A 21119-nucleotide genomic window follows, 5' to 3' on the forward strand; every position below is an offset into this window, starting at 1 on the left:
GAATTCCGACGGCCGACGACGGAGGTGACGGTGCATGAAAGCCCGGATGCCACGCGCGGTCACCACGGGTGTCGTCGTGCGCTCCCTTCGACCCACCGACCGAGACGACGTGCAGTCTCTGCACGAGCGGATGGACCAGCACGACGCGTACCTGAGGTTCTTCGGCGCCCGTCCGACGCATCTCGGGGATCTGGCCGCGTCACTGTGCCGGCAAGACCCCGGGCATTGCGCACTGGGCGCCTACATCGGTGGCGTCCTGGTAGGAGTCGCGAACTACGTGAGCCCGGTACACCAGTTGGACAACGACTCCCCGTTGGTCGAATTCGCGCTGGTGGTCGATCACAATTACCAATCGCACGGAATCGGAACGATGCTGCTGACCCGGCTCGTCGACGCAGCGAGGGCGCACGGTATCGGGCGGATGACGGCGGAGGTGCTGGCGCAGAACACCGTGATGCTCGAGGTGATCCGAGAGCGGGGGTGGGCCCACGCGCTGCGTCGTGACGGGACCACGCTTCACCTCGACCTCGACCTCGATGAGGACGCGCAGGCTGACGGACCTTCGGCGCTGCCCCGGCCCGTCGTGATGTGACGCACCATCATGTCGGCGACCGAGAGAACTCAGAGGTGTTCGCCACCGCAGGCAGTCGGTGGCCTCGAGGTGGACGGAGTCGAGACGCACACGGCCTATGTCGTCATGGTCGGTGATGTCGTCTTCAAGGCGAAGAAGCCGATCCGGACGGCGTTCGCCGACTTCGGCACCGCCGAAAGGCGTCGCGCGGCCTGTGAGCGTGAAGTGACATTGAACCGCAGGCTGTGCCCCGACGTGTATCTCGGAGTCGCCGATTTGACGGACCCGGCGGGAGGACCGACCGAAGCGCTGGTCAAGATGCGCCGGATGCCGTCGGACCGACGACTGACCCGGCTGCTCGGCGGGGGCGGTGACGCCACCGCACACGTGGATGCGATCGCCGCCGTCGTCGCCCGATTCCATGCCGGAGCGGACCAGTCCGCGGACATCGATCGTGACGCCATGCCCGGCGCGGTGGCCGCGCGGTGGTGCGCCAACGTCTCCGAGGTGACGAGTTACCGGTGCGATGTCCTCCCGGCTGCGGACGTCGACGAGGTGGAGCGACGGGCCCTCAGGTATCTGAATGGGCGGAAACAGCTGTTCGAGAACCGCATTCGGGAAGGCCGGACAGTCGATGGTCACGGCGATCTTCTGGCGGACGACATCTTCTGCCTCGACGATGGGCCGCGCATTCTCGACTGTCTCGACTTCGACGACCACCTACGCCACGTCGACGGTATCGACGACGCGGCATGCCTTGCCATGGATCTCGAGTACCTGGGACGCGAGGACCTCGGGTTGCGGTTCCTCGATCGATATTGCGCCGCGGCACACGACCAGCCCCCGACATCGTTGCGGCATCACTACATCGCCTATCGGGCGTTCGTCCGCGCGAAGGTGGCCTGTTTGCGGTACACGCAGGGCTCCCGCGTTGCCCGCGAGGATGCCCGGGCGCACTGCCGCCTGGCCTTGCGGCATCTGCGCGCCGGAACCGTGCGAATGGCTCTGGTCGGTGGGCTGCCCGGCACCGGAAAGTCGACGCTGTCACGCGGATTGGCTGATGTCACCGGATCCGTCGTCATCTCCAGCGACCGCGTCCGCAAGGAACTCGCCGGCCTCGATCCGCATTTCGGTCAGGTGGCCGGATTCGGTGAGGGCCTGTACAGCGGCACCATGACCGACCGCACCTACGCCGAGGTGCTGCGGCGCGCTCGCGACCATCTCACGGCGGGAAGGTCGGTCGTGCTGGATGCGTCGTGGCCCCACCCGATGCTCCGGGAGCGCGCTGCGCTCGTCGCTTCCTGCACCCACAGCGATCTCGTCGAACTCGTATGCAGGGCACCACGCGCCGTGGCGATCGCGAGAATCGGGAGCCGTCCAACCGGCGACTCGGACGCCACCCCCGTCGTGTACGACGCGATGGCCGCGAGTGCCACGGCGTGGACGTCGGCCACCGCGGTCGACACGGACACGGCCGCCGGGGACAGCGTGCAGACGGCGGAGCGGATCTGGCATTCCACGTCGGGGTGGCGAGATGAGTAGTCACAGCTACCGTTCGCCGGTAACGGCCCGGCGTGCCCGACGACAGGAGAGCCCATGCCCGACATCGTGACGTTGACGATGAATCCTGCGCTCGACATCACCACGAGCACGAATCGGGTGGTGCCGACCGACAAGGTGCGCTGCGGCGCACCTCGCCGCGATCCCGGCGGCGGCGGACTGAACGTGGCCCGGGTACTGCACGTTCTCGGAACTCCCGCGACGGCGGTGTTTCCTTCGGGCGGCCATACCGGCCGGGCCCTCGAGGATCTCGTGGCCACCGAGGGTGTCGGGATCCGGAGTCTGACGATCCGCGGTTCCACACGGGAGAGCCTGACGATCAACGAGAACGAGACGGGTCTGCAGTACCGTTTCGTCCTGCCGGGACCGACAGTGACCGCAAGGGAACAGGTGGCCTGTCTCGACCTGGTCATCGAGGTCGCGTCGGGCGCCGACTATGTGGTGGTGAGCGGAAGTCTGCCACCGGGTGTGCCCGCCGATTTCTACCAGCAGGTGGCAGACGTCGTCGGCGACCTCGGTGCGCGAGTCATCGTCGATACGTCCGGTCCGGCCCTGAGACAACTTCGGGGTGGTGTGTTTCTCGTCAAACCGAGCATTCGCGAACTCCGGGACTGGACGGGGCGGGAGTTGTCGGCGATCGACGACCAGGTGGCTGCGGCTCGGGAAGTCATCGACCGGGGGATCTCCCAGGTCGTCGTCCTCTCGCTCGGTGCCGATGGCGCTCTGCTGGTCACGCGGGACCGTGACGAGTATCTCCCGTCGGTCCAAGTCCCGGTGGTCAGCGGTGTCGGTGCGGGCGACAGCATGGTCGCCGGCGTGGTGTGCGGCCTGGCACAGGGTCGTTCGTTGAGCGACTCGGTGCGGTACGGGATCGCCGCGGGGGCGGCCATGCTGCAGACACCGGGCACCGCCCTGTGCCGGCGATCCGACGTCGAGAGGTTCTATCAACTGCTCACCGACGGATCCGCCGCGGGCACCATCGTCGGATAGTCAGGCGTGAGCGAGATGGAGACCGGCCGCGCTCAGTTCCGCGTAGTTCGGATCGCATCGTGAACCATCCAGCGCGAGTTGACAGTACACGGCGTCGTAAGCTCGTGGGTCACCTGTCGAGGCGATGGGACGGGTGCGGCGCTCCAGCATGGTGGCGCCGGGCCATCTCGACTGGATCGCCTCGGCGAGCTGCGCCCCGTCGATATCGGCGACGATGAGCGGACCGCCCTCCCCCACCACGACCACCTGACGGGCGTCGGGCAGCTGCCACACGGCGACCGGCAGCACCGTGTCGGTGCCACCGGGACCGTGCACGGTGACGGAGTCGCCGGTGCTGCTGATCAGTGTCGCGACGGGTTCGCTCATCGGGTTCCTCCTCGCCGGTCCCCATCCGCGGACGTTCGCAGGTCTGACCTCGCTCGGTCGAGCAGGATCCTGCGTTCCGCAGCCGCGATGTTGTGGCGCGTAATGGCGGCGACGTCCGGTGCCACGGACACCGAGGTGATGCCGTTGCGTACGAGATGTTCCGCCAGAGCGGGGTTGGTCGACACTGCCTGCCCGCACAGGGAGGTGGTGAGCCCGGCACGTGTGGCACGCTCGATGATGACGTCGATGGCGTCGAGTACGGCGGGGTCCATGGTGTCGAACAGATCCCGGCAGATCTCGGAATCCCGATCGACTCCCAGCACGAGTTGGGTGAGGTCGTTGGTACCGATGGAGACGCCATCGATGCCGAGGGCCGCGTACTCCGGAATCCAGTACGCGACGGAGGGGACCTCCGCCATGATCCATCGGTGCATGCGGCGATCCGCGCCCAGTGGATGGGAGTCGAGGTCGGCAAGGCACTGAGCGAGCTCCCACCGGGTGCGGACGAACGGGATCATCAGATGCACGTTCGGGTAGCGCTTCCTGACGGTGAACAGCACGTCGAGATCGAGGCGGAACAGTTCGGGTTCGCGCACGTAGCGGAAGCAGCCGCGGTAGCCGATCATCGGGTTGTCTTCGTGCGGCTCCACGTCGCCACCGGAAAGGTTGGCGAATTCGTTGGTGCGTAGATCGATCGCCCGGTAGATGACGGGGCGCGGCGTGAACGCGGCGGCGATGCGTTCGACCGCCGCCGCCATCTCGGCCACGTACTCGTCGCGGCGTCCCTGCGCGATCATCGCTGCCGGGTGTGTCCCACCCAGCGCGTCCATGATCATGAACTCGGCGCGCAGCAACCCCACTCCGTCGACGTCGGAAGCGGCCACACGGTCGGCGGCGTCCGGTGTGGCGAGGTTGACGTACACGGAGGTGGCCGTCGCCTCCGGTGCGGACCCCGTACCGGTCCGCTCCGTCACCGGTCGCGGTGCGGAAACGGCACCCTTCGCCGACGACTCCGGTGCAGAGGTGGATACCGCTCCGTCGTAGACCACCCCCGAATCACCGTCGACCGTGACGATCGCCCCCTCCACCAGTTCGGTGGTGGCGGTCCGGGTACCGACGACCACGGGACGTCCCAGCTCGCGACCGACGATGGCGGCGTGACAGGTGATCCCGCCGCCGTCCGTGACGATCGCCGCCGCACGGCGCAGCACGGGAAGCCAGTCGGGGCGTGTCATGGGTGCGACGAGTATCTCTCCGTCGGACAACCGGTGGGCGTCGGACACGGACCGCAGGATGCGGACGCGGCCGGTCGCGGTTCCGGGGCCTGCGCCGAGCCCGTGGACGAGGGCCTTGCTCGTCGATTCGCGATGTTCCTCCGTGCGAGCCCGGGGCTGTCCCAGAGTCGTGATGGGGCGCGTCTGGACGATCCACAACCGATTTGCGGCGAACGCGAATTCGAGGTCCTGGGGGACGTGATAATGGTCTTCGACAGCGACGGCGAGCAACGCCAATCGTTCGAGTTGCTGGTCGGTGAGAACGCGTCGGCCTCGTGCCGTGGCGGGAATCTCTACCGAATGCTCCCCTTCGTCATCCGCGGTGATGGAGAAGGACTGTGACCCGATGTGGGCGTCGATCACTGCGAATCCCGACTTCGCCACCACATAGGTGTCCGGCTCCACCTGGCCTCCCACCACGACCTCGCCCAGTCCGGTCGCGGCTTCGACGACGATGCGATCGCGTGCACCGGTTCTGGGATCTGCGGTGAAGACCACGCCCGACTGGTCGGCGTCCACCATCAACTGGACGACGACCGCGATCGACGGCTCGTCGGTCACTCCCTGAACGCTGCGATAGGTGAGTGCGCGCTCGGACCACAGCGACGCCCAGCATTTGCCGATTGCCTCGATCAGCGCGTCGTCACCGGACACGCCGACGAAGCTGTCGTGGATACCTGCGAACGAGGTGTCGGCCGCGTCTTCGGCGGGGGCGGACGAGCGGACCGCGACCCTCGGCGCCCCCGCGCCGAGCTCACGATACGCAGCGAGAATTTCCGCCCGCAGGGCAGCAGGCATCGGAACGCCGAGTACGGTCGACCGCAACTCGTGCGACGCTGCGGTGAGGGTGTTGTCGTCGGTCCCGGCTTTCGGCAACCCGTGTTCCCGAAGGGTGTCGCGCACTCCCGCCTCGTCCATCGCCCCCAGATAGCCTTCCGCGGTGACGGCAAATCCTGGTGGGACCGGATAGCGGGCGCGCGTCAGCTCACCGAGATTGGCCGCCTTGCCCCCTACCGATGGTGCGTCCGCCAATCCGAGTTGATCGATCGGCTTGACCCAGCGGTGTTCGACCACCGTCTGTTGCACGTTCATGAGGTCTCCTCGTCGTCATGGTCCAGCGAACACCGTCGACTTCGGACCGCACAGGGTCCAAAGTCACCGCCACTTCGCGCGGGGCCGAAATACCCTGTCGAACTCCGGTCTGCGGCTCGATGATGGGACGTAACCTCGACCGACAGGAGGTACCGTCGTGGCGCGCTCGGCCGTCATCCGGCAGTCCCTCGGTGGTGCGGTGTTGATTGCGACGCACGTGATCCTGACGAAACCGCTGCGCCGGCGGCGCACGACGTGGGGCGCGACCGCAACGGAGGCGGCGGCAGCGCTGCCGGGAGACGAGCTGATCCCCCACCCCGCATGGCGCTACACGCACGCCGTCACGGTCGACGCGCCGCCGGAAGTGGTGTGGCCCTGGATCGTCCAGCTGGGTCAGGGCCGCGGCGGCTTCTACAGTTACGTCGGACTCGAGAACCTCATCGGTTGTCGCGTGCGTAACACCGACAAGGTACTTCGGGACTACCAGAACCTGGACACCGGCGACGAAGTGCGGCTGCACCCGAAAGCGCCCCCGCTGACTGTCGCGTCGGTCGAACCGAATGCACGCCTGGTCCTCCATGCCCGCGACCCCCGCACCGGCGACGCCTCCATCTGGGCGTTTCATCTTCTTCGCGACCAGGCTGGGCGCACCCGGTTGATCGAGCGGGGCTGCAGCTCCTGCGGCCCCGGACTCGTCAGCCGTCTCTTCTTCGGGCCTCTGCTGATGGAGCCGATCGGCTTCGTCATGAGCCGGAAGATGCTTCTCACGATCCGGGCCCTCGCATCGGCCGCCGGCACCGAAGCTGCACGACCACGGCCCCCGAGGCGTGGCTTCGTCCCGCGACGGATCGATCTCGGCCGCCGCCGCGAGTGCGGCTGATCAGGCACCGTTCGCAAACGGGACGAGTGGCGCAACTGAGGTCTTTAGATCCTTGTCGCCGAGTCTGCCGCCGGACGAGCATCGAGAGCAGGCCGCCCACACAGAACCGGCGACACCGATGACGGAGATTCCCCCCATGACTGAAGACAACGCGCTGGTCCTCGTCGCCGGCTATCCGGACCTCGACCGTGCCCGTGAGGACTTCGACGCGCTCACCGCTCAGGTGCGCGGCAAGCAGATCACCCTTCGGGGTGCAGTCCTGGTAACGAAGGACCCAGACGGGAACCTCACCATGATCGACACGGGCGACCATCTGGGCCGTAAAGGCGCCGGCTGGGGTGCCGGGGTCGGCCTGGTGGTGGGGTTGTTCGCCCCGCCGATGCTGGCTGCAGCCGCCGTCGGCGCCGGTGCCGGCGCGCTGGCAGGCAAGTTCGCCTCACACCGCATCACGAGCGGCCTCGAGACCAAGATCGGTGAGGCGCTGGCCTCCGGGACATGTGTGTTGATCGCGGTCCTGCCGTCGGGCAGCCGGCTGCAGGTGGAGCAGGCGCTCGGCGGCGCCCCCCTGAAGTCGGTCGCGGAGTTGGATGGTTCGAGCCTGAGGGACCTCGAGGCGTCCCTGGCCTCTGCAATGGGGAAGTTCGATCCGGACCGCACGCGGCTACCGATCCCCAACCGAACCTTCGGGGGCACCATTGGCCGCACGGTGCAGGACTCCGTACCGGATTGGACGATCGTGCCCGGGCCGAAGCCACCGGACGGTGCTCCGAACGTGCTGATCGTGCTGATCGACGACGCCGGTTTCGGTGGACCGGACACCTTCGGCGGTGCTATCCGCACCCCCACCTTGAGCCGGGTTCAGCAACAGGGATTGACCTACAACCGCTTTCACGTGACCGCGGTGTGCTCGCCCACCCGGGCGGGGCTTCTCACCGGCCGCAACCACCACCGCGTGGGATTCGGCTCGATTGCCGAGTACCCGGGCCCCTTCCCCGGATACACGGCCGTGCGGCCGAGAAGCTGCACCGCACTCCCCCGGATTCTCAGCGAGAACGGGTACGTGACCGGCGGCTTCGGCAAGTGGCATCTCACCCCGGACAACGTGCAGGGCGCCGCCGGACCCTTCGACAACTGGCCGCAGGGGTGGGGCTTCGACCACTGGTGGGGATTCCTCAGTGGTGCGGCCGGACAATACGATCCGATCGTCACCCAGGACAACTCGGTCCTCGGCGTCCCGGAGGGCAAAGACGGTCACGGCTACTACTTCCCCGACGACCTCACCGACAAGGCGGTGGAGTGGCTCCACGGTGTCCAGGCTCAGGACCCACAGAAACCGTGGTTCATGTACTACTCCACCGGGTGCAGCCACGCCCCGCACCATGTGGCCAAGGAATGGGCAGACAAATACAAGGGGCAATTCGACGACGGCTGGGACACCTACCGCGAGAAGACGCTCGAGCGTCAGAAGGTACTCGGGATCGTTCCCGCGGACACCGAACTGACCGAGCGACCGGACCTGTTTCCCGCCTGGGATACGTTGTCCGACTCCCAGAAGAAGCTCTATGCCCGGCAGATGGAGGTGTTCGCCGGGTACTCCGAGAACGCCGACTGGAACGTCGGGCGGCTGCTCGACTCGATCGAGGACATGGGCGACCTCGACAACACGCTCGTCTTCTATATCTGGGGTGACAACGGCGCCAGCATGGAAGGGACGATCACCGGCTCCTTCAACGAGATGACCTTCCTCAACGGGGTGGTACTCGACGCCGAACACCAGTTGAAGCTGATCGACGAATACGGTGGGATCGAGGCGCTCGGCGGCGACCACACCGCTCCGCACTTCGCCGCCGCCTGGGCGCACGCGAACAACACCCCGTTCCAGTGGGGCAAGCAGATGGCCAGCCACCTCGGTGGCGACCGCGACCCGATGGTGATCGCGTGGCCGAACCGGATCACCCCCGACTCACAGGTGCGGGGGCAGTTCACCCACTGCATCGACATCACCCCCACCGTCCTCGCCGCGATAGGGCTGCCCGAACCGACCACCGTCGACGGGATCGACCAGGAACCCATGGACGGAACGAGCTTTCTCCCCACATTCGCCGACGCCGACGCGCCCGAACAGCACACGGTGCAGTACTTCGAGATGTTCGGCAGCCGCGCGATCTATCAGGACGGCTGGTGGGCGTGCACCCGCCTGGACAAGGCCCCCTGGGACTTCTCCCCGGAGACCATCAAACGGTTCGCACCGGGTGTCTACAACCCGGACGACGATGTCTGGGAGCTCTACTACCTGCCCGACGACTTCTCCCAGGCCCACAACGTCGCCGCCGATCACCCCGACAGACTGGAGGAGCTGAAGCAGCTGTGGTGGCGTGAGGCGGAACGCAACCGGGCTCTCCCCCTGCTCGGGGGAATGTCGATCTTCTTCGGCCTGCTGCCGCCGATGCCGACGACCACGCGATTCACCTTCAAGGGCGACGTCCAGAACGTGCAGCGCGGCATGGTCCCTCGCGTGGCGGGACGCTCGTACGCCATCGAAGCGAACCTTCACGTACCCGAGGACGGCGCCGAGGGTGTCATCGTTGCCAACGCCGACTTCATCGGCGGCTTCGCACTGTGGGTCGACGGCACCGGCATACTCCACCACACGTATTCCTTCCTCGGTGTGGAGACCTACAGGCAGGCGTCCGAGCAGAAGATTCCGACCGGTGACGTCACCGTGAAGATGCTGTTCGAGACCGAGGAGCCCAAACCGGGCAGCGGTGGTCACGTGTCCTTGTGGGCGAACGACGAACTGATCGGGGAAGGTGATATGCCCCGGACGGTGCCCGTGGCCTTCAGTTCGTACGCGGGAATGGACGTGGGCCGCGACAACGGCCTGGTCGTCGACCGCGATTACGAGGACAAGGCCCCGTACCGGTTCACCGGGACCGTCCACGAGGTCGTGTTCGATCTCCAACCGGCACACCACGAGGCCGAGCTCGCGCTGCACGAGCACGCGGCGATGCAGGGTGTCGGGCACGGCGCGGCCGGCTGACGCGACGATGCCTTTGCCCGGGCTCAGATGCCTTTGCCCGGGCTCAGGGGTGTTCGCTGTACAGGGCGGCGCCGGCGGTGACCCCTGCACCCACGGCGATGATCAGGACTCGGTTCCCGGCCGGGATACCACCCGTCCGGCGGTCCAGGGCCGCCACGAGGGACGCGGTATGCATCCGTTCGTCGTCCGCGACCACGATCCGTGGCACGGGGACGCCCAGGTGCTCGGCGAGCGTCGCGCGGAACTTCCGCCGGGCGGGAGCGGCCACGATCAGATCGACATCGGCGAGGTCGAGGGAGGATGCTTCCAGGCATTCCCGTGCCGCCTGCGCTCCGGCGGTCGCGAATCGCTCGTCCATCGAATCCGATTCCCGGAACCGCAGTACGTTCCGGGCGTCCTCGAGTCCGACGGTGGCGCAGAAACTTTCACCGGCATCGTAGCGATTCACCCAATGGACGGGGCCCAGGCCGAATTCGTCGTCGGTCCAGCGGCAGAGAATGGCTCCACCCGTCGGCGCGAACGGAAAGTGCTCGCTCATCCCACGTCCGGGATCGGCGTCACTGGCAACCACCAGCGCCCAGTCGATCGTGTGCGACCGCAGGAATCCGTCGACGATCTGCAGACCGTTGAGAGCCCCACAGGATCCGTTGGCGACATCGAAGGAAAAGGTCCCGTGCGTGTCGTCGTGGGGGTCCTCCGGGTGGGCACCGATATCATCCTGGATGAGCGCCGCGAGGGCGGGCTCTCCCAGATTCCGGTCGCGGTACAACCCGACGTTGACGAGCAGATCCAGGTCGTCGGCATTCCGACCGGCCCGTTCGAGGCAGGTCTGGGCGGCCGACACCGCGAGATGCAATGCACTGTGGCGGGTACGCCAGCCGCCTCGTGTGACGTCGAGCCGATCAATGACTGTGCCCATAGCGTGCCACCAATTCCTCGTCCAGGGTCAACAGAACGACGCCGATCTCCAAACCCGATGCGAGGGCGATCAACGCCACGGTCTCACCCGCTCGGATGCGGCCTGCTTCGAGTTCCTCGACGAGCGCGACGGTGTGGGTCGTCGAGGCCGTATTTCCGTAGCGGTCGACGGTGATGACCGCGTCGTGCCGTGGAGAATCGCCCAGCGTGGCGGTCACCTCGGCCATCCCTTTGCGGATCGCCCGCGCCGAGGTTTGGTGTGTGATCACGTGATCGATGTCGTGGAGGGAGATCCCGGCGGCGTCGAGCACCTCGTGCAACAACAGCGGGGTGTCCGCGATCGCCGCCCGCTGGATCCCCCGCGAATTGGTGAACATCCGGGCGCCGGGGTCGCCGCCCTTCGGGTACGCGAGACAGAGCCGACTGTAGTCGGCGACGGTGGTGAATCCGGCCAAACCGATCCCGGCCGATCCGGCGGGGGCACGTTCGAGGAGCAGCGCGGCCCCGGCGTCGCCGAGCGTGAGGGACGCAAGCTCCTTGCTCATGATGTTCCGGATGTGCTGGGCAGCATTCTGTCCGAGCTGCGAAATGTACTCACCACTGACGACAAGTGCCCGTTCGACGATTCCCTGACGGATCCAGTTGTTCATCACCGTCACACCGGTCAACATGCCGGCGCACGCGTTCGAGAGATCGAAGGTCATCGCCCCCTGCGCGCCGATCGCCTGGGCGACGGCACTGCTCATCGTCGGTTCCAGCCATTGGGTGAGACCGCCGTGAAACTTGGTGATGCTACAACTGACCACCACGTCGATCGACCCGGCGTCCCGGCTCGACCGTTCCAGGCAATCCAGTGCCGCCGAGATCGCCAGTGTGTAGGAGTCCTCGTCCCCCACCGACACCCGGCGCTCGCGGATCCCGGTGAGCCGCTCGAGGTCGATGTGAGTCGAGTGACGGGTGGTCGACATCAGGTCCGTGGTCGTGAGATGTGTCGCGGGTAGATGCCGGCCGGCCCCGGCGAGACGCGTAGCGAACGGCATTCGCAGGTCGCCGTTCTCGGTCTCCATGACCAGCCAACGCTTGACCATTCTTTCCACCTCCGTGCTCACTCCACAATCGCGCACCGGCGATCTCGTCACCAGGGCATTTGGACCCTTCCGGGGGATCGTTCGAACCAACACCGAGGAATGCGACGAGGTGAGGTCCTAGGACCCTTGTCCGGTGACAGTGGCACGCCGACGCTGAGGGACGAGGAGAGGAGTCGTCATGCAGGCACGACACGTCATGAGCAGCCCGGTCACCACGGTGGACCGATCCACCTCGGTGGACGAATGCCTTCGGTTGGTCGGAAGTTCGGGCTTCACGGTGCTTCCGGTCGTCGACGAGCGGAAGCATCTCGTGGGCATCGTGTCCGAGGGTGATCTCCTCCGTGCACGATTCCGTGAGCTGGGCGGGGCCGATTCGCAGCCGGACGAGATGACCGCAGGCGACGTGATGGCCAGTCCCGTGGTGGCGATGACGGCCGACGCGGAGGTCAGCGAACTCGCATCCGCCATGCTTCGATCTCGGCTGCGCGGCATCCCCATCGTCCACGATCACGACATCCTCGGGATCGTCACCCGTCCCGATCTCATCGCCGTCCTCACGACCGACGACGCTCAGGTCGCGAAGGAAGTGCAGCACCGCCTCGACGTCTACGGTGGAGCCGGCCGATGGCGCGTAGACGTTGCCCACGGCTCCGCCTCGATCTTCGGCGTCACGCCTCACGACCCGGAACGAAATGTCATCGCCGCCCTGGCCGACACCGTGCCGGGCATCGCCGAGGTGCACTTCCCGCCCGAATCGACATCTCCCGGTGGGACGTAGCAATGCAAGCAAGATATCTCGAAGCCCGAGACCTGCGATGGCCATGGGTCGCCGCGGCCACCGTCGTGGGCCTCGCGGCATTGTCGGTGACGTCTCCCCTCACCGTCCTCGGGGGCGCAGCAACGATCGTCTTCATCGGACTCGGCATCTTCCGCAATCCACACCACCGTGTCGTCGGCGCCGCGATCGTGTCGGTCGGTGTCGGACTGATGGTCCCGGGTTTGCCCGCCCTACTTCTCCACGGTGTGAACTCGCTGTGAGCGGCCGCCCCGCGATCCGGAGAGGGCTGTGTGCCCTATCGAGACGGTCACGCGGCGGTGGCACATTCTCGACCAGGCCTGCACGAACGAACAGAGACGAGGAATCGACATGCAGACAGATTCACCGATCGTCGTAGGTGTGGACGGATCGGCGCAATCGCTCGACGCCGTGCGCTGGGCAGCCGACGCGGCCGTCCACCACCGAGCCCCGCTACTTCTGGTGTCGTCCCTCCTGAAGGCGCCCGGCACGTTCGGCGACGCTGTCAACCTGTCCGCAGGCGCATTCACCGGCGTCGAATACGGGGGTACCCAGCGGCTCGCCACGGCCGCCGAACTCGCCCGGCGGAGCGTGCCCGGCAACCATCTCACCCTCCGGACGGCGCTACGTCACGGCTCGGCCGTGACGGTCCTGCTCGACGCCGCGAAGTCGGCTCGCATGCTGGTCGTCGGTTCCCGTGGCCTCGGAGAGTTCACCGGCGGCCTGGTGGGATCGGTCAGCTCCGCGGTCGCCAGTCATGCAGCGTGCCCGGTGGCGGTGATCCGCGGAATGCCCGAGACGGATGCGCCGCCATTGGACGGTCCGGTGGTGGTCGGTGTCGACGGTTCGCCGAACAGCGAACCGGCCATCGCGGCTGCCTTCGAGGAAGCCTCTCTGCGCGGCGTCGATCTCGTGGCGGTGCACGCGTGGAGCGACTTCAGCCTGTTGACCGTTACCCCCGCCGATCTCAGCGACAACGATCTTCCCTGGTCGGCAATCGAAACCGCCGAACAGGCCGTCCTGTCGGAGAGCCTCGCCGGATGGAAGGACAAGTATCCGGACGTGTCCGTCCGCAAAGTTGTCGTCCGAGATCGACCGGTTCACCACCTGCTCCAGCAAGCACGGGAATCGCAGTTGGTGGTGACAGGCAGCCGGGGGCGTGGTGGTTTCGCCTCACTGTTGCTCGGTTCGACCAGCCGGGCGCTTCTGCACTCCATCACCTGCCCGCTGCTGATCGTCCGCCGTTGACGTAGGTCGGGCCAGAACGACGCGTCGGCCCTGCCGCCTGTCGGCGCCCGATTGCAACGCCGGTTTGTCGAAAGGAAGGAGCTGTCATGCAAGCGCAACAGATCATGAGTAGCCCGGTCACCACTGTGACTCGGTCGACCCCGGTCGACGAATGCCTCCGCATCATTGCGAGTTCGGGGTTCACCGTCCTGCCGGTCGTCGACGAGTCGCAGCATCTGGTGGGCATCGTCTCCGAGGGCGATCTGCTCCGCGAAAAGTTCGCTACGCTCCCCAGAGCCGATGTCACAGCGGCCGAGACGATGACCAGCCCAGTCGTCGCTATGACAGCGGACACCGACGTCAGCGACCTCGCGTCTGCGATGCTGCGCTCAGGTCTGCGCGGGATCCCCATCGTCCACGAACACGACGTCATCGGAATCGTCACCCGGCGTGATCTTCTCGAGATCCTGACGATGGACGACACGAACATAGCGAGGGAAGTGCAACACCGCCTCGATGTGTATGCGGGATCGCGGCGGTGGACGGTGCGGATCGCAGACGGCAAGGTGACGATCGCCGGGCTCGCGCTCGACGATCCGGAACGGGGGGTAGTGACTGCCCTCGCCGAGACCGTGCCGGGCGTCGCAGACGTTCAGCTCACCCAGTCCTGATCGAGATCAGGACTTTCGGGGGCGGGTTCGGAGAGTCCGCTGCTCGATGTGCGGTTTCCCGGCAATGGCGTCTTGGAGCGCGGAAATGCGCCGCCGCTCGTGACTGTCCTCCTCGCTCTTCGCAGCGGCCGTCACCACATGCGCGTCCGGGCCGGGGAACACGAGCGCCTCGTGATCGTCCCGTATCCACCTGACGAGGTACGGCGGTGTGCCGTCGGCGCGGCGAACCTCGACGATGTGCCCGACCTCGTCCGGGCTGTCGACGACCGTGCCTTTCACCACCAGCCAGTCCCCTGGTTCTGCATGCATGTCGATCTCCATTCGTCGCGATCCGACCCGGGCGGCCCGTGCGTGTGCCGTAGTTCGATCGTCCTGGTCCGTGCGATTTCCGTGACGGTGCTGTCGAGGCGGGTGAGGTAGTGGGGGCCGGCCCCCTTCAGAGTCCACTCGCCTCGGGTGGTGACGGTAGGGCCGAGGGTCCTCGGTTCGGACTCGCCACACCTGTCACCACCCGCTACGCAGATCGGCGAGGTCAGTTTGGCGGATCGTCGACATGAGTGTCGACAGTCGCGGCCACAACTTCGCCGAAGTACGTGCTCGACGAGGCACGGCAGGCGATGTCGCTCTGAGCCGAGTGTGCGAGACAAGGGTCAGGCCGCCGACCGCAGTCCGCGAATTGAGGACCGTCGGCCCTACTGGCTTCACCCGATGACGAGTGGACTCGAAGACGCCAGCAACTACTTCCGAATCCTCTGGAGTCAATCATGAGCATTCTGTCCCCCCGCCGCCCACACCAGGCCCTGCTCCCGTCCCTGCCGGACTGGTCCGACCTCATGGCCAGATTCGAGGCGATGCCCCCCTGGACCTCCCTCGAAGGCCACATGATCCGCGTCGAGGAACACCTCGACAAGGGCCGCTACACCCTGCGCGCCGAACTCCCCGGAGTCGACCCTGCCAAAGACGTCGACATCAGCGTCCGCGACGGACAAATGACGATCAAAGCCGAACGCACCGAACAACACAAGGAAGGCGCCCGATCCGAATTCCATTACGGCAGCTTCTACCGATCCATGCCCCTGCCCCCCGGCGCCAAGGAAGACGACATCGACGCCACCTACACCGACGGCATCCTGACTGTCACGATGCCGGTCACCGAATCCCCGACACCGGAAAAACACGTCGAAATCACGAAAACCACCCCCACCGGCGAAGAGACCACCTGACCACCGGTTCGAACCCACCCGCGGCCCATCGAGGACAGCATGCCCAAGACGATCATCCCCGTCATCGGAGCCCTGTGGCTTGTCCTCGCGGCGATCGGCGCCTGGAGCACCATCGCCTTCGCGATCGCCGCGCCGGCCGCCGTCCTCCTGGGCACGTACCTGCTGGCCAGTGCCGTCACCGGTTCCAACGGCCACTGAAGCCTCAGCGCGGACCATCGAAACAATTGTTTGCAACCATTTTGGAGATCACCACTCATGACCACAGCACGTGACATCATGCACACCGGTGCAACCTGCATCGGCGAACACGACACCCTCACCACCGCCGCGCAACGCATGCGCGAGCTCGACGTCGGAGCGCTACCGATCTGCGGTGACGACGACCGCCTCCACGGCATCATCACCGACCGGGACATCGTCCTCAAATGCGTCGCCGCCGGCACAGATCCCAACACGATGACCGCCGGCGACCTCGCCCAGGGCAGCACCTACCACGTCGACACCGCAGCCACCGTGGAACAGGTCGTCACCGTGATGGAAGAACACCAGATCCGCCGCCTGCCCGTCCTCGACGACCACCGGCTCGTCGGCATGATCAGCGAAGCCGACATCGCCCGGCACCTGCCCGAACACGCCGTCGGCGCGTTCGTCGAAGCCATCTGCGCACCGAAAGCCCTCCCCAGCCACTGAAACCCACCACGACGATGAGGGCCCACAACAGCCCACGCCGTGGCAATCGGTCTCTACCTGCCCTCCGGTCGGATTTCGTTGCCGCCGGGGGTGTCGGCGGCCCCGACTATCTGATCGACCCGCTCGTGGAAGATCCGCCAGCGTCGCTCGTTCTCGTGCGTGAGCACCGCGCTGTGAGCCGCGAGATCCGCGGCATAATCGAGCATTTCCGAGGCCGAGAACAGGTACCGCGGAACGACACGGTGCGCAGTGAGGTCCGCTCGCAGGGCGGCCGGGGTGAAGTCGACCCGCCCGAGGATCGCGACCGCGCGGTCGAGGTTGCGGGCGATGAGTTCGGCCGTCGACGCGCACTGCCAGTCGTTGCTCACGATGCGGTGCCGTTCGGCCAGCAGATCCGCAAGTTCCGGGTAGCTCAGCAATGCCTCCAACATGTCCCATGCCGCGGACATCGCCGACGCCAGCCATTGCCCGATCGCCCGGTTCGCCTCCCCTAACGCGCTGAGATCGCGTTTCAGATTCGTGATCTCCGCGGGCTCGCCACCGCCCTCCATGAACAGGATCCCGAGCGTCTCGGTGGCGCGATCATCGTTGAGGTCGGAAGCGCCCGCGAACGGGCTGAGGGACGTCTCGCCGGACGGTGCGACCACCGACCACCGTTCGGCCAGTGCCTTCAATGCCCGTGAGTTGCGCTGCAACCGGATCACGTCGTGAAATGGTGATTCGGAATAGAACTTCTCGTGTTCCCGGTGAAACCGTGCGAGGTTGCGCACCGTGAGTAGCAGCTGGTCTCGCTCCGTCTGCATCGTTCGAGCGTGGCACAGCACGACGGGACATCGCCGGCGAATCGGCGAACTCTCGCATCGTCCGGGGTAATACTCCTCGCGAGTGGATCAATCCCGGTGCCGTGACGCCTCGAGTGACCGCAGCGTCTGTTCCATTCCGCGGGCAACCACGTCGACCTCGGGGCATACGGCACCGTCACCGACAACCGTGATCGTGAACTGCCCCGCATAGGAGAACGCGCCGGCACCCACCGCGATGTTTCCCATCAGGGCCACTACCGGGACGATCTCGCGCACGGCGGCCCCGAAGAGGTAGAGGGGGACGGGCGGGCCGGGCACGTCGGCGACGTACGTGTTCATCATTCGTTGCCGAGACAGCAGAGTCAGGGCAATCCACCGGACGGTCCGGCCGCCGACCACGGCCCCCCGGCGCGGACGGACACCCCGCTTACGGGTGGCGGTGTCGGCGGCTATCGACACCAGTCGGCGGACGGGATCGTCGATCCAGAGCGGGAGCGGCACGATCATCTGCCCAAGCAGATTCCCGCGCGCCGGCCCCGGCAGCTCCCGATGCAGCGACACGGGCACGACCGCACGCAACTCGAGGTTGTCGACAGGTTCCCCTCGACTGCGTAACAGTTCACGCAGGCCACCGGCGAAGACGGCAAGCAGCACATCGTTGACCTTCACACCGTACCGATCGGAGATCCTCCGCATCGTTGCGAGTTCGGTTCGTACGATAGCGAACTCACGAGCAGCACCGATCGGCCGATTCAGGCTGCATCGCGGCGCCCGTCCCCCGGAGACCATCTCCCGCACCGATGCCCACGCACGCCGGGTACGACACACGATCGTCGCCGGCCGTGTACACGCCGCCAGCACACGAGCCGCCGCGGCCCGGCGACGCCGGAGGTTGTCGACGATCAGCTCGTTCGCCGCCGGCACCGGGGCCGGCATCCACGGCTCGACCCGAGGAGCCGGGCCGTCGGGCGCAGAGTCGAACAGTGCACCGAGCATCGCCACCCCGGCCGGGCCGTCGGCGATCACGTGGTGGACCCGGACATAGACCGCGGTCCGGCCGCCCGCCAGGCCGGGTACGAACCACATCTTCCACAGCGGCCGGGAGCGGTCGAGCGGACGCCGACGCAACTCCTCGACCACCTCGAGTAGCCGCGCCTCGTCAGCGTGATGCACCGGCGGGACGGCACACACGTGGTCTCGAACATCGAAGGCTGCCGCATCCACCCACAGTGGCCGTCCCAGACCCCACCGAGGCACGTAGACCACCTGCCGCAGACGCGGCGCCAGAGGCAACCGCGCCTCGATCGATGTCTGGACGTCCCCGAGCAGAATCCGCCCGTCCGTGTCGACGAGGTCACAGGCGTCGAGCAGGGCCACGAGACCGATGTCCTGCGACCACCCGGCCTCGTCCGGCCACAGAGTCATCACGTCCTGTGCGGTCAACCGCTCCACGAGCCTCACCCCATCAGTGCAGGAACGTCGATCCCGGACCGACCACGACTACCACGGCCTCGCGAGGTGTCGTCCTTCCACCAGTGTCGATCCGGGAGTGCGCGGGAAAATAGGGTCACAGGTCAACGCCCACAGTCGTCACTCGATGACCATCGGCCCTAATCGTGAACTCCCAACCGGCGAACACTGAAGACGGAATGCCCCGGGCCGTCAGAGCAACTCGGGCAGGCGGTCGAGGAGACGACAATGCAGCCTACTGTCCCCGATGACGATCTCATTCGGATCGCCGTCGGCCTTGCCTGCCGAGCGCCGTCGGTACACAACACCCAACCGTGGCGGTGGCGCTATGACGGTGGTGTGCTCGATTTGTCTGCCGATTCCCACCGCCGACTCGCCTCGGCGGACCCGTCGGAGCGGCAACTGGTGGTCAGCTGTGGAGCGGCCCTGCATCATCTGGGCACCGCATTGACCGCGCTGGGCTGGTTGGCCGACATACGCCGCGTACCCGACCAGGCGAGCCCGTCCCATGTCGCCCAGATCCGGTTCCACCATTACACCCGAAGCCCGCAGTCGCACGATCTCGATCTGCTTTCCGCGATTCGCCGCCGCTATTCGGATCGGGGCCCGTTCGATCCGGTCGATCCGAATACACTGTCACCGGCCTCGCTGAAGGACATGGTTCGCGGGCATGGCGTTCACCTGACGGTATTGCCGCACAGCGCCCGACCAGTGCTTGCGGCCGCCACCGAACTCACCGCCGCCTCCCGGCGGCTCGACCCCACCTACCAAACCGAACTCTACTGGTGGGCAGGACATTCCCTCCCCGAGGACGGAATCCCGACAGAGGCACTGGCCACCGCAGACAATCAGGCCCGCGTCGACATCGGGCGCCGATTCCCCATCGGCTCCGACAGCGGTTCCATCCTCCATCCCGACCAAGCGACGGTGCTCGTCCTCAGCACCGACGGCGACGACCGTGGAGCGTGGGTGCGCACCGGCGAAGCCCTGTCGGCCGTACTGCTCGAAGCCACGGCCACCGGACACGCAACATGCCCGCTGACCCACATGACCGAGTTGCCGCAAAGTCGAAAAATGATTGGCAACCTGCTGCCGGACTCGGGTGTACCGCAAGTCCTGATTCGAATCGGTTCGACCGGCACGCAGGTTCCTCCACGACAGACACCCCGCCGCCCGATCGAGTCGGTTCTCACCATCGTCCCGCGACCCGGTCAACGTTGCTGACCGGCTTGGCGCAGAGATCGCAGGGGGACCGTTCTGGGACGCAGTTCGGGCCAGGAGGGCGACTCCCACACCGCGCCCGGGTCGCGCAGCCGGGCCGTACCCCCGAACCCGGGCAGTGCCGGGGCGTGGACCCGCATCCAGAGGCGGGCCGAATCAGTGACTTATTGCCCTGTGCAGCGGGGACCCCTGCACGTAATCCTTGCAGAGGGTGGTGGAGCACCGTATCCCCGATAACCGTCGGTGGCCGGCGGCCCCACCCGTCCACGCGCCGATCTGAAAGATGCCGTCCTGGGCGATGAGCAGCATCCGATTACCGAACTTCCGGCGCCGCCCGAGGGCCGACGCGACCATCGGACGACCATCGGACGACCATCGGACGACCATCGGGCACCGGATCAACGTGTGTGGCGGCCAGCGCCGCCGTCCTCGTGTTGGGCTGTGTCGCGCTCGCCGCGGTGCTGATCTGACCCACCCGCGGTGGTGCCTCGCGCACCGCCCCGACCCGGAGGCCTGAACATATGAGCAACCATCCGATACACCGGCTCGATCAACTCCTGCCACCCCTGCGATCGATCAGTAGCGCGGAGATCAAGACCCGCATCGACGCGATGCTCGCCGCCTCCGGCACCCCACGACGGTCGGAGCCGAAAGACGACAGACGACGCCGGAATCCGGCGACCGCGGAGGACTACCTCGAGCAACTTCCCGCCCTCGTGTTGCTGCGACGGCTACCGGTGCCCGCTCTCGCGGTGGACAGGCATGGTGTGATCTCGCATGCGAATTGGGCGCTGGAGCGGATGCTGGGTTACGGCGAGGGCGGGCTCGGTGATGGTTCGGTCGCGGATTTCGTCGATCCGCAGTCGTCGCCGAACGATGCCGAGGCGGTGGCCATCCTGCACGATTTCGCCGGGAAGGTGATCGAACTCGCGCATCAGGACGGGTTCGTCGTTCGTGCACTGGTGAGCAGGTCGGTACTGCTCAGGCACGACGATCCGATCACGCTCGTGTGCTTCGAGGACGTCACCGAACGATTGTGGGACGGCGGTCGGGCTCGCGCATTCGATTGAACGCCGGTGCACCTGGGACACCTCGCGCGAGCTCGACGGCTGCTGGTACGCCACACCGCCGCTACTACGAGTAACTCACCCGCGGCCTGGAGGTGACGGGAGACCCTACCGGCCCGCCTGCCCTCCGATGTTCACTCGAATCGTGAGAGCCGTGCGATACAGGCAAGGG

At 66.6% G+C, this 21119-nt stretch carries 21 protein-coding genes; 14 read left to right on the forward strand and 7 right to left on the reverse strand.

Translation table 11 applies throughout. From position 1 onward, the window contains the following. The first annotated feature begins 34 nt into the window (after positions 1 to 34). The 3 genes from QM806_RS22435 to QM806_RS22445 are packed head-to-tail and all read left to right on the forward strand — an operon-like array spanning position 35 to position 3121. On the forward strand, positions 35 to 592 hold the full coding sequence (locus QM806_RS22435) for a GNAT family N-acetyltransferase (protein ID WP_054245545.1): 558 nt from the start codon (positions 35 to 37) through the stop codon (positions 590 to 592). A gap of 9 nt (positions 593 to 601) precedes the next feature. Next, entirely contained in the window at positions 602 to 2113 is a 1512-nt protein-coding gene (locus QM806_RS22440) for a bifunctional aminoglycoside phosphotransferase/ATP-binding protein (protein WP_349307606.1), read from the forward strand. Between the two features lie 54 nt (positions 2114 to 2167). After that, on the forward strand, positions 2168 to 3121 hold the full coding sequence (locus tag QM806_RS22445; RefSeq protein WP_283292906.1) for a 1-phosphofructokinase family hexose kinase: 954 nt from the start codon (positions 2168 to 2170) through the stop codon (positions 3119 to 3121). On the opposite strand, the gene QM806_RS22450 is transcribed toward QM806_RS22445, so the two are convergent. Then, positions 3122 to 3487 carry a hypothetical protein gene (locus QM806_RS22450; RefSeq protein ID WP_065491096.1) on the reverse strand — a complete coding sequence of 122 codons (366 nt, stop codon included), beginning with the start codon at positions 3485 to 3487 and terminating at the stop codon, positions 3122 to 3124. It abuts the gene before it with no gap. After that, positions 3484 to 5853, reverse strand: a complete 2370-nt coding sequence (gene ppsA, locus QM806_RS22455) for a phosphoenolpyruvate synthase (protein WP_005563405.1) — start codon at positions 5851 to 5853, stop codon at positions 3484 to 3486. Before ppsA ends, QM806_RS22450 begins: the two co-directional genes overlap by 4 nt. Before the next feature lie 157 nt (positions 5854 to 6010). Here ppsA and QM806_RS22460 point away from each other — a divergent pair, with 157 nt between their 5' ends. Both QM806_RS22460 and QM806_RS22465 read left to right on the forward strand, forming a co-directional pair. Further along, complete coding sequence (locus QM806_RS22460; protein WP_005563406.1) at positions 6011 to 6733, forward strand: hypothetical protein; 723 nt, start codon at positions 6011 to 6013, stop codon at positions 6731 to 6733. 136 nt (positions 6734 to 6869) lie between these two features. Next, a complete protein-coding gene (locus QM806_RS22465; protein WP_167117813.1) occupies positions 6870 to 9773 on the forward strand; it encodes an arylsulfatase in 2904 nt (967 codons plus the stop codon). A 43-nt stretch (positions 9774 to 9816) separates the two neighbouring features. On the opposite strand, the gene QM806_RS22470 is transcribed toward QM806_RS22465, so the two are convergent. Together QM806_RS22470 and QM806_RS22475 are read right to left on the reverse strand one after the other, a co-directional pair. Then, positions 9817 to 10692 (reverse strand): 3-oxoacyl-ACP synthase III family protein, encoded by an 876-nt coding sequence (locus QM806_RS22470; protein WP_005261658.1) that lies wholly within the window; start codon positions 10690 to 10692, stop codon positions 9817 to 9819. After that, entirely contained in the window at positions 10676 to 11779 is a 1104-nt protein-coding gene (locus tag QM806_RS22475; protein ID WP_005563413.1) for a 3-oxoacyl-ACP synthase III family protein, read from the reverse strand. The genes QM806_RS22470 and QM806_RS22475 overlap by 17 nt, the downstream gene beginning before the upstream one ends. A 178-nt stretch (positions 11780 to 11957) precedes the next feature. On the opposite strand from QM806_RS22475, the gene QM806_RS22480 reads away from it, so the two are divergent. The 4 genes from QM806_RS22480 (at position 11958) to QM806_RS22495 (ending at position 14473) form a co-directional block, all read left to right on the forward strand. Then, complete coding sequence (locus QM806_RS22480) at positions 11958 to 12557, forward strand: CBS domain-containing protein (protein ID WP_005563414.1); 600 nt, start codon at positions 11958 to 11960, stop codon at positions 12555 to 12557. A 2-nt stretch (positions 12558 to 12559) separates the two neighbouring features. After that, entirely contained in the window at positions 12560 to 12817 is a 258-nt protein-coding gene (locus QM806_RS22485; protein WP_005563417.1) for a hypothetical protein, read from the forward strand. A 109-nt stretch (positions 12818 to 12926) separates the two neighbouring features. Then, the gene (locus QM806_RS22490) at positions 12927 to 13823 is read left to right on the forward strand and encodes a universal stress protein (RefSeq protein WP_043788197.1); all 897 of its coding nucleotides are present in this window, start codon (positions 12927 to 12929) and stop codon (positions 13821 to 13823) included. Positions 13824 to 13909: 86 nt separating this feature from the next. Next, positions 13910 to 14473, forward strand: coding sequence for a CBS domain-containing protein (locus tag QM806_RS22495; RefSeq protein ID WP_005563421.1), 564 nt, complete (start codon positions 13910 to 13912; stop codon positions 14471 to 14473). Positions 14474 to 14479: 6 nt separating this feature from the next. On the opposite strand, the gene QM806_RS22500 is transcribed toward QM806_RS22495, so the two are convergent. Next, positions 14480 to 14782 carry a DUF1918 domain-containing protein gene (locus QM806_RS22500; protein WP_240482675.1) on the reverse strand — a complete coding sequence of 101 codons (303 nt, stop codon included), beginning with the start codon at positions 14780 to 14782 and terminating at the stop codon, positions 14480 to 14482. Positions 14783 to 15237: 455 nt separating this feature from the next. On the opposite strand from QM806_RS22500, the gene QM806_RS22505 reads away from it, so the two are divergent. Genes QM806_RS22505 through QM806_RS22515 form a run of 3 tightly spaced genes read left to right on the forward strand, consistent with a single transcriptional unit; the run spans position 15238 to position 16386 of the window. Beyond that, positions 15238 to 15696, forward strand: a complete 459-nt coding sequence (locus QM806_RS22505; protein WP_005563423.1) for an Hsp20/alpha crystallin family protein — start codon at positions 15238 to 15240, stop codon at positions 15694 to 15696. A gap of 39 nt (positions 15697 to 15735) precedes the next feature. Further along, on the forward strand, positions 15736 to 15894 hold the full coding sequence (locus QM806_RS22510) for a hypothetical protein (RefSeq protein WP_037205825.1): 159 nt from the start codon (positions 15736 to 15738) through the stop codon (positions 15892 to 15894). Between the two features lie 57 nt (positions 15895 to 15951). After that, complete coding sequence (locus QM806_RS22515; protein WP_005563426.1) at positions 15952 to 16386, forward strand: CBS domain-containing protein; 435 nt, start codon at positions 15952 to 15954, stop codon at positions 16384 to 16386. A gap of 53 nt (positions 16387 to 16439) precedes the next feature. Here the strand turns inward: QM806_RS22515 and QM806_RS22520 are convergent, their stop codons facing one another. Together QM806_RS22520 and QM806_RS22525 are read right to left on the reverse strand one after the other, a co-directional pair. After that, the gene (locus tag QM806_RS22520) at positions 16440 to 17189 is read right to left on the reverse strand and encodes a hypothetical protein (RefSeq protein ID WP_054245551.1); all 750 of its coding nucleotides are present in this window, start codon (positions 17187 to 17189) and stop codon (positions 16440 to 16442) included. Positions 17190 to 17276: 87 nt separating this feature from the next. Then, on the reverse strand, positions 17277 to 18641 hold the full coding sequence (locus tag QM806_RS22525; RefSeq protein ID WP_169693343.1) for a wax ester/triacylglycerol synthase family O-acyltransferase: 1365 nt from the start codon (positions 18639 to 18641) through the stop codon (positions 17277 to 17279). A gap of 246 nt (positions 18642 to 18887) precedes the next feature. Between QM806_RS22525 and QM806_RS22530 the strand changes: the two genes are divergently transcribed. Beyond that, positions 18888 to 19883 (forward strand): Acg family FMN-binding oxidoreductase, encoded by a 996-nt coding sequence (locus QM806_RS22530; protein ID WP_054245553.1) that lies wholly within the window; start codon positions 18888 to 18890, stop codon positions 19881 to 19883. 518 nt (positions 19884 to 20401) lie between these two features. Further along, complete coding sequence (locus QM806_RS22535; protein ID WP_005563437.1) at positions 20402 to 20950, forward strand: PAS domain S-box protein; 549 nt, start codon at positions 20402 to 20404, stop codon at positions 20948 to 20950. Positions 20951 to 21119: the final 169 nt, after the last annotated feature.

It is taken from the genome of Rhodococcus sp. IEGM 1351 (assembly GCF_030056875.1).
In the GTDB taxonomy this organism is placed as follows: domain Bacteria; phylum Actinomycetota; class Actinomycetes; order Mycobacteriales; family Mycobacteriaceae; genus Rhodococcus_F; species Rhodococcus_F opacus.

What these genes read in the sequence shown, in the direction of transcription:
- QM806_RS22435 (WP_054245545.1), top strand. Translation starts at nt 35, where the DNA reads ATGAAAGCCCGGATGCCACGCGCGGTCACCACGGGTGTCGTCGTGCGC.
- QM806_RS22440 (WP_349307606.1), top strand. Translation starts at nt 602, where the DNA reads ATGTCGGCGACCGAGAGAACTCAGAGGTGTTCGCCACCGCAGGCAGTC.
- QM806_RS22445 (WP_283292906.1), top strand. Translation starts at nt 2,168, where the DNA reads ATGCCCGACATCGTGACGTTGACGATGAATCCTGCGCTCGACATCACC.
- QM806_RS22450 (WP_065491096.1), bottom strand. Translation starts at nt 3,487, where the DNA reads ATGAGCGAACCCGTCGCGACACTGATCAGCAGCACCGGCGACTCCGTC.
- ppsA (WP_005563405.1), bottom strand. Translation starts at nt 5,853, where the DNA reads ATGAACGTGCAACAGACGGTGGTCGAACACCGCTGGGTCAAGCCGATC.
- QM806_RS22465 (WP_167117813.1), top strand. Translation starts at nt 6,870, where the DNA reads ATGACTGAAGACAACGCGCTGGTCCTCGTCGCCGGCTATCCGGACCTC.
- QM806_RS22470 (WP_005261658.1), bottom strand. Translation starts at nt 10,692, where the DNA reads ATGGGCACAGTCATTGATCGGCTCGACGTCACACGAGGCGGCTGGCGT.
- QM806_RS22475 (WP_005563413.1), bottom strand. Translation starts at nt 11,779, where the DNA reads ATGGTCAAGCGTTGGCTGGTCATGGAGACCGAGAACGGCGACCTGCGA.
- QM806_RS22480 (WP_005563414.1), top strand. Translation starts at nt 11,958, where the DNA reads ATGCAGGCACGACACGTCATGAGCAGCCCGGTCACCACGGTGGACCGA.
- QM806_RS22485 (WP_005563417.1), top strand. Translation starts at nt 12,560, where the DNA reads ATGCAAGCAAGATATCTCGAAGCCCGAGACCTGCGATGGCCATGGGTC.
- QM806_RS22490 (WP_043788197.1), top strand. Translation starts at nt 12,927, where the DNA reads ATGCAGACAGATTCACCGATCGTCGTAGGTGTGGACGGATCGGCGCAA.
- QM806_RS22495 (WP_005563421.1), top strand. Translation starts at nt 13,910, where the DNA reads ATGCAAGCGCAACAGATCATGAGTAGCCCGGTCACCACTGTGACTCGG.
- QM806_RS22500 (WP_240482675.1), bottom strand. Translation starts at nt 14,782, where the DNA reads ATGCATGCAGAACCAGGGGACTGGCTGGTGGTGAAAGGCACGGTCGTC.
- QM806_RS22505 (WP_005563423.1), top strand. Translation starts at nt 15,238, where the DNA reads ATGAGCATTCTGTCCCCCCGCCGCCCACACCAGGCCCTGCTCCCGTCC.
- QM806_RS22510 (WP_037205825.1), top strand. Translation starts at nt 15,736, where the DNA reads ATGCCCAAGACGATCATCCCCGTCATCGGAGCCCTGTGGCTTGTCCTC.
- QM806_RS22515 (WP_005563426.1), top strand. Translation starts at nt 15,952, where the DNA reads ATGACCACAGCACGTGACATCATGCACACCGGTGCAACCTGCATCGGC.
- QM806_RS22520 (WP_054245551.1), bottom strand. Translation starts at nt 17,189, where the DNA reads ATGCAGACGGAGCGAGACCAGCTGCTACTCACGGTGCGCAACCTCGCA.
- QM806_RS22530 (WP_054245553.1), top strand. Translation starts at nt 18,888, where the DNA reads ATGCAGCCTACTGTCCCCGATGACGATCTCATTCGGATCGCCGTCGGC.
- QM806_RS22535 (WP_005563437.1), top strand. Translation starts at nt 20,402, where the DNA reads ATGAGCAACCATCCGATACACCGGCTCGATCAACTCCTGCCACCCCTG.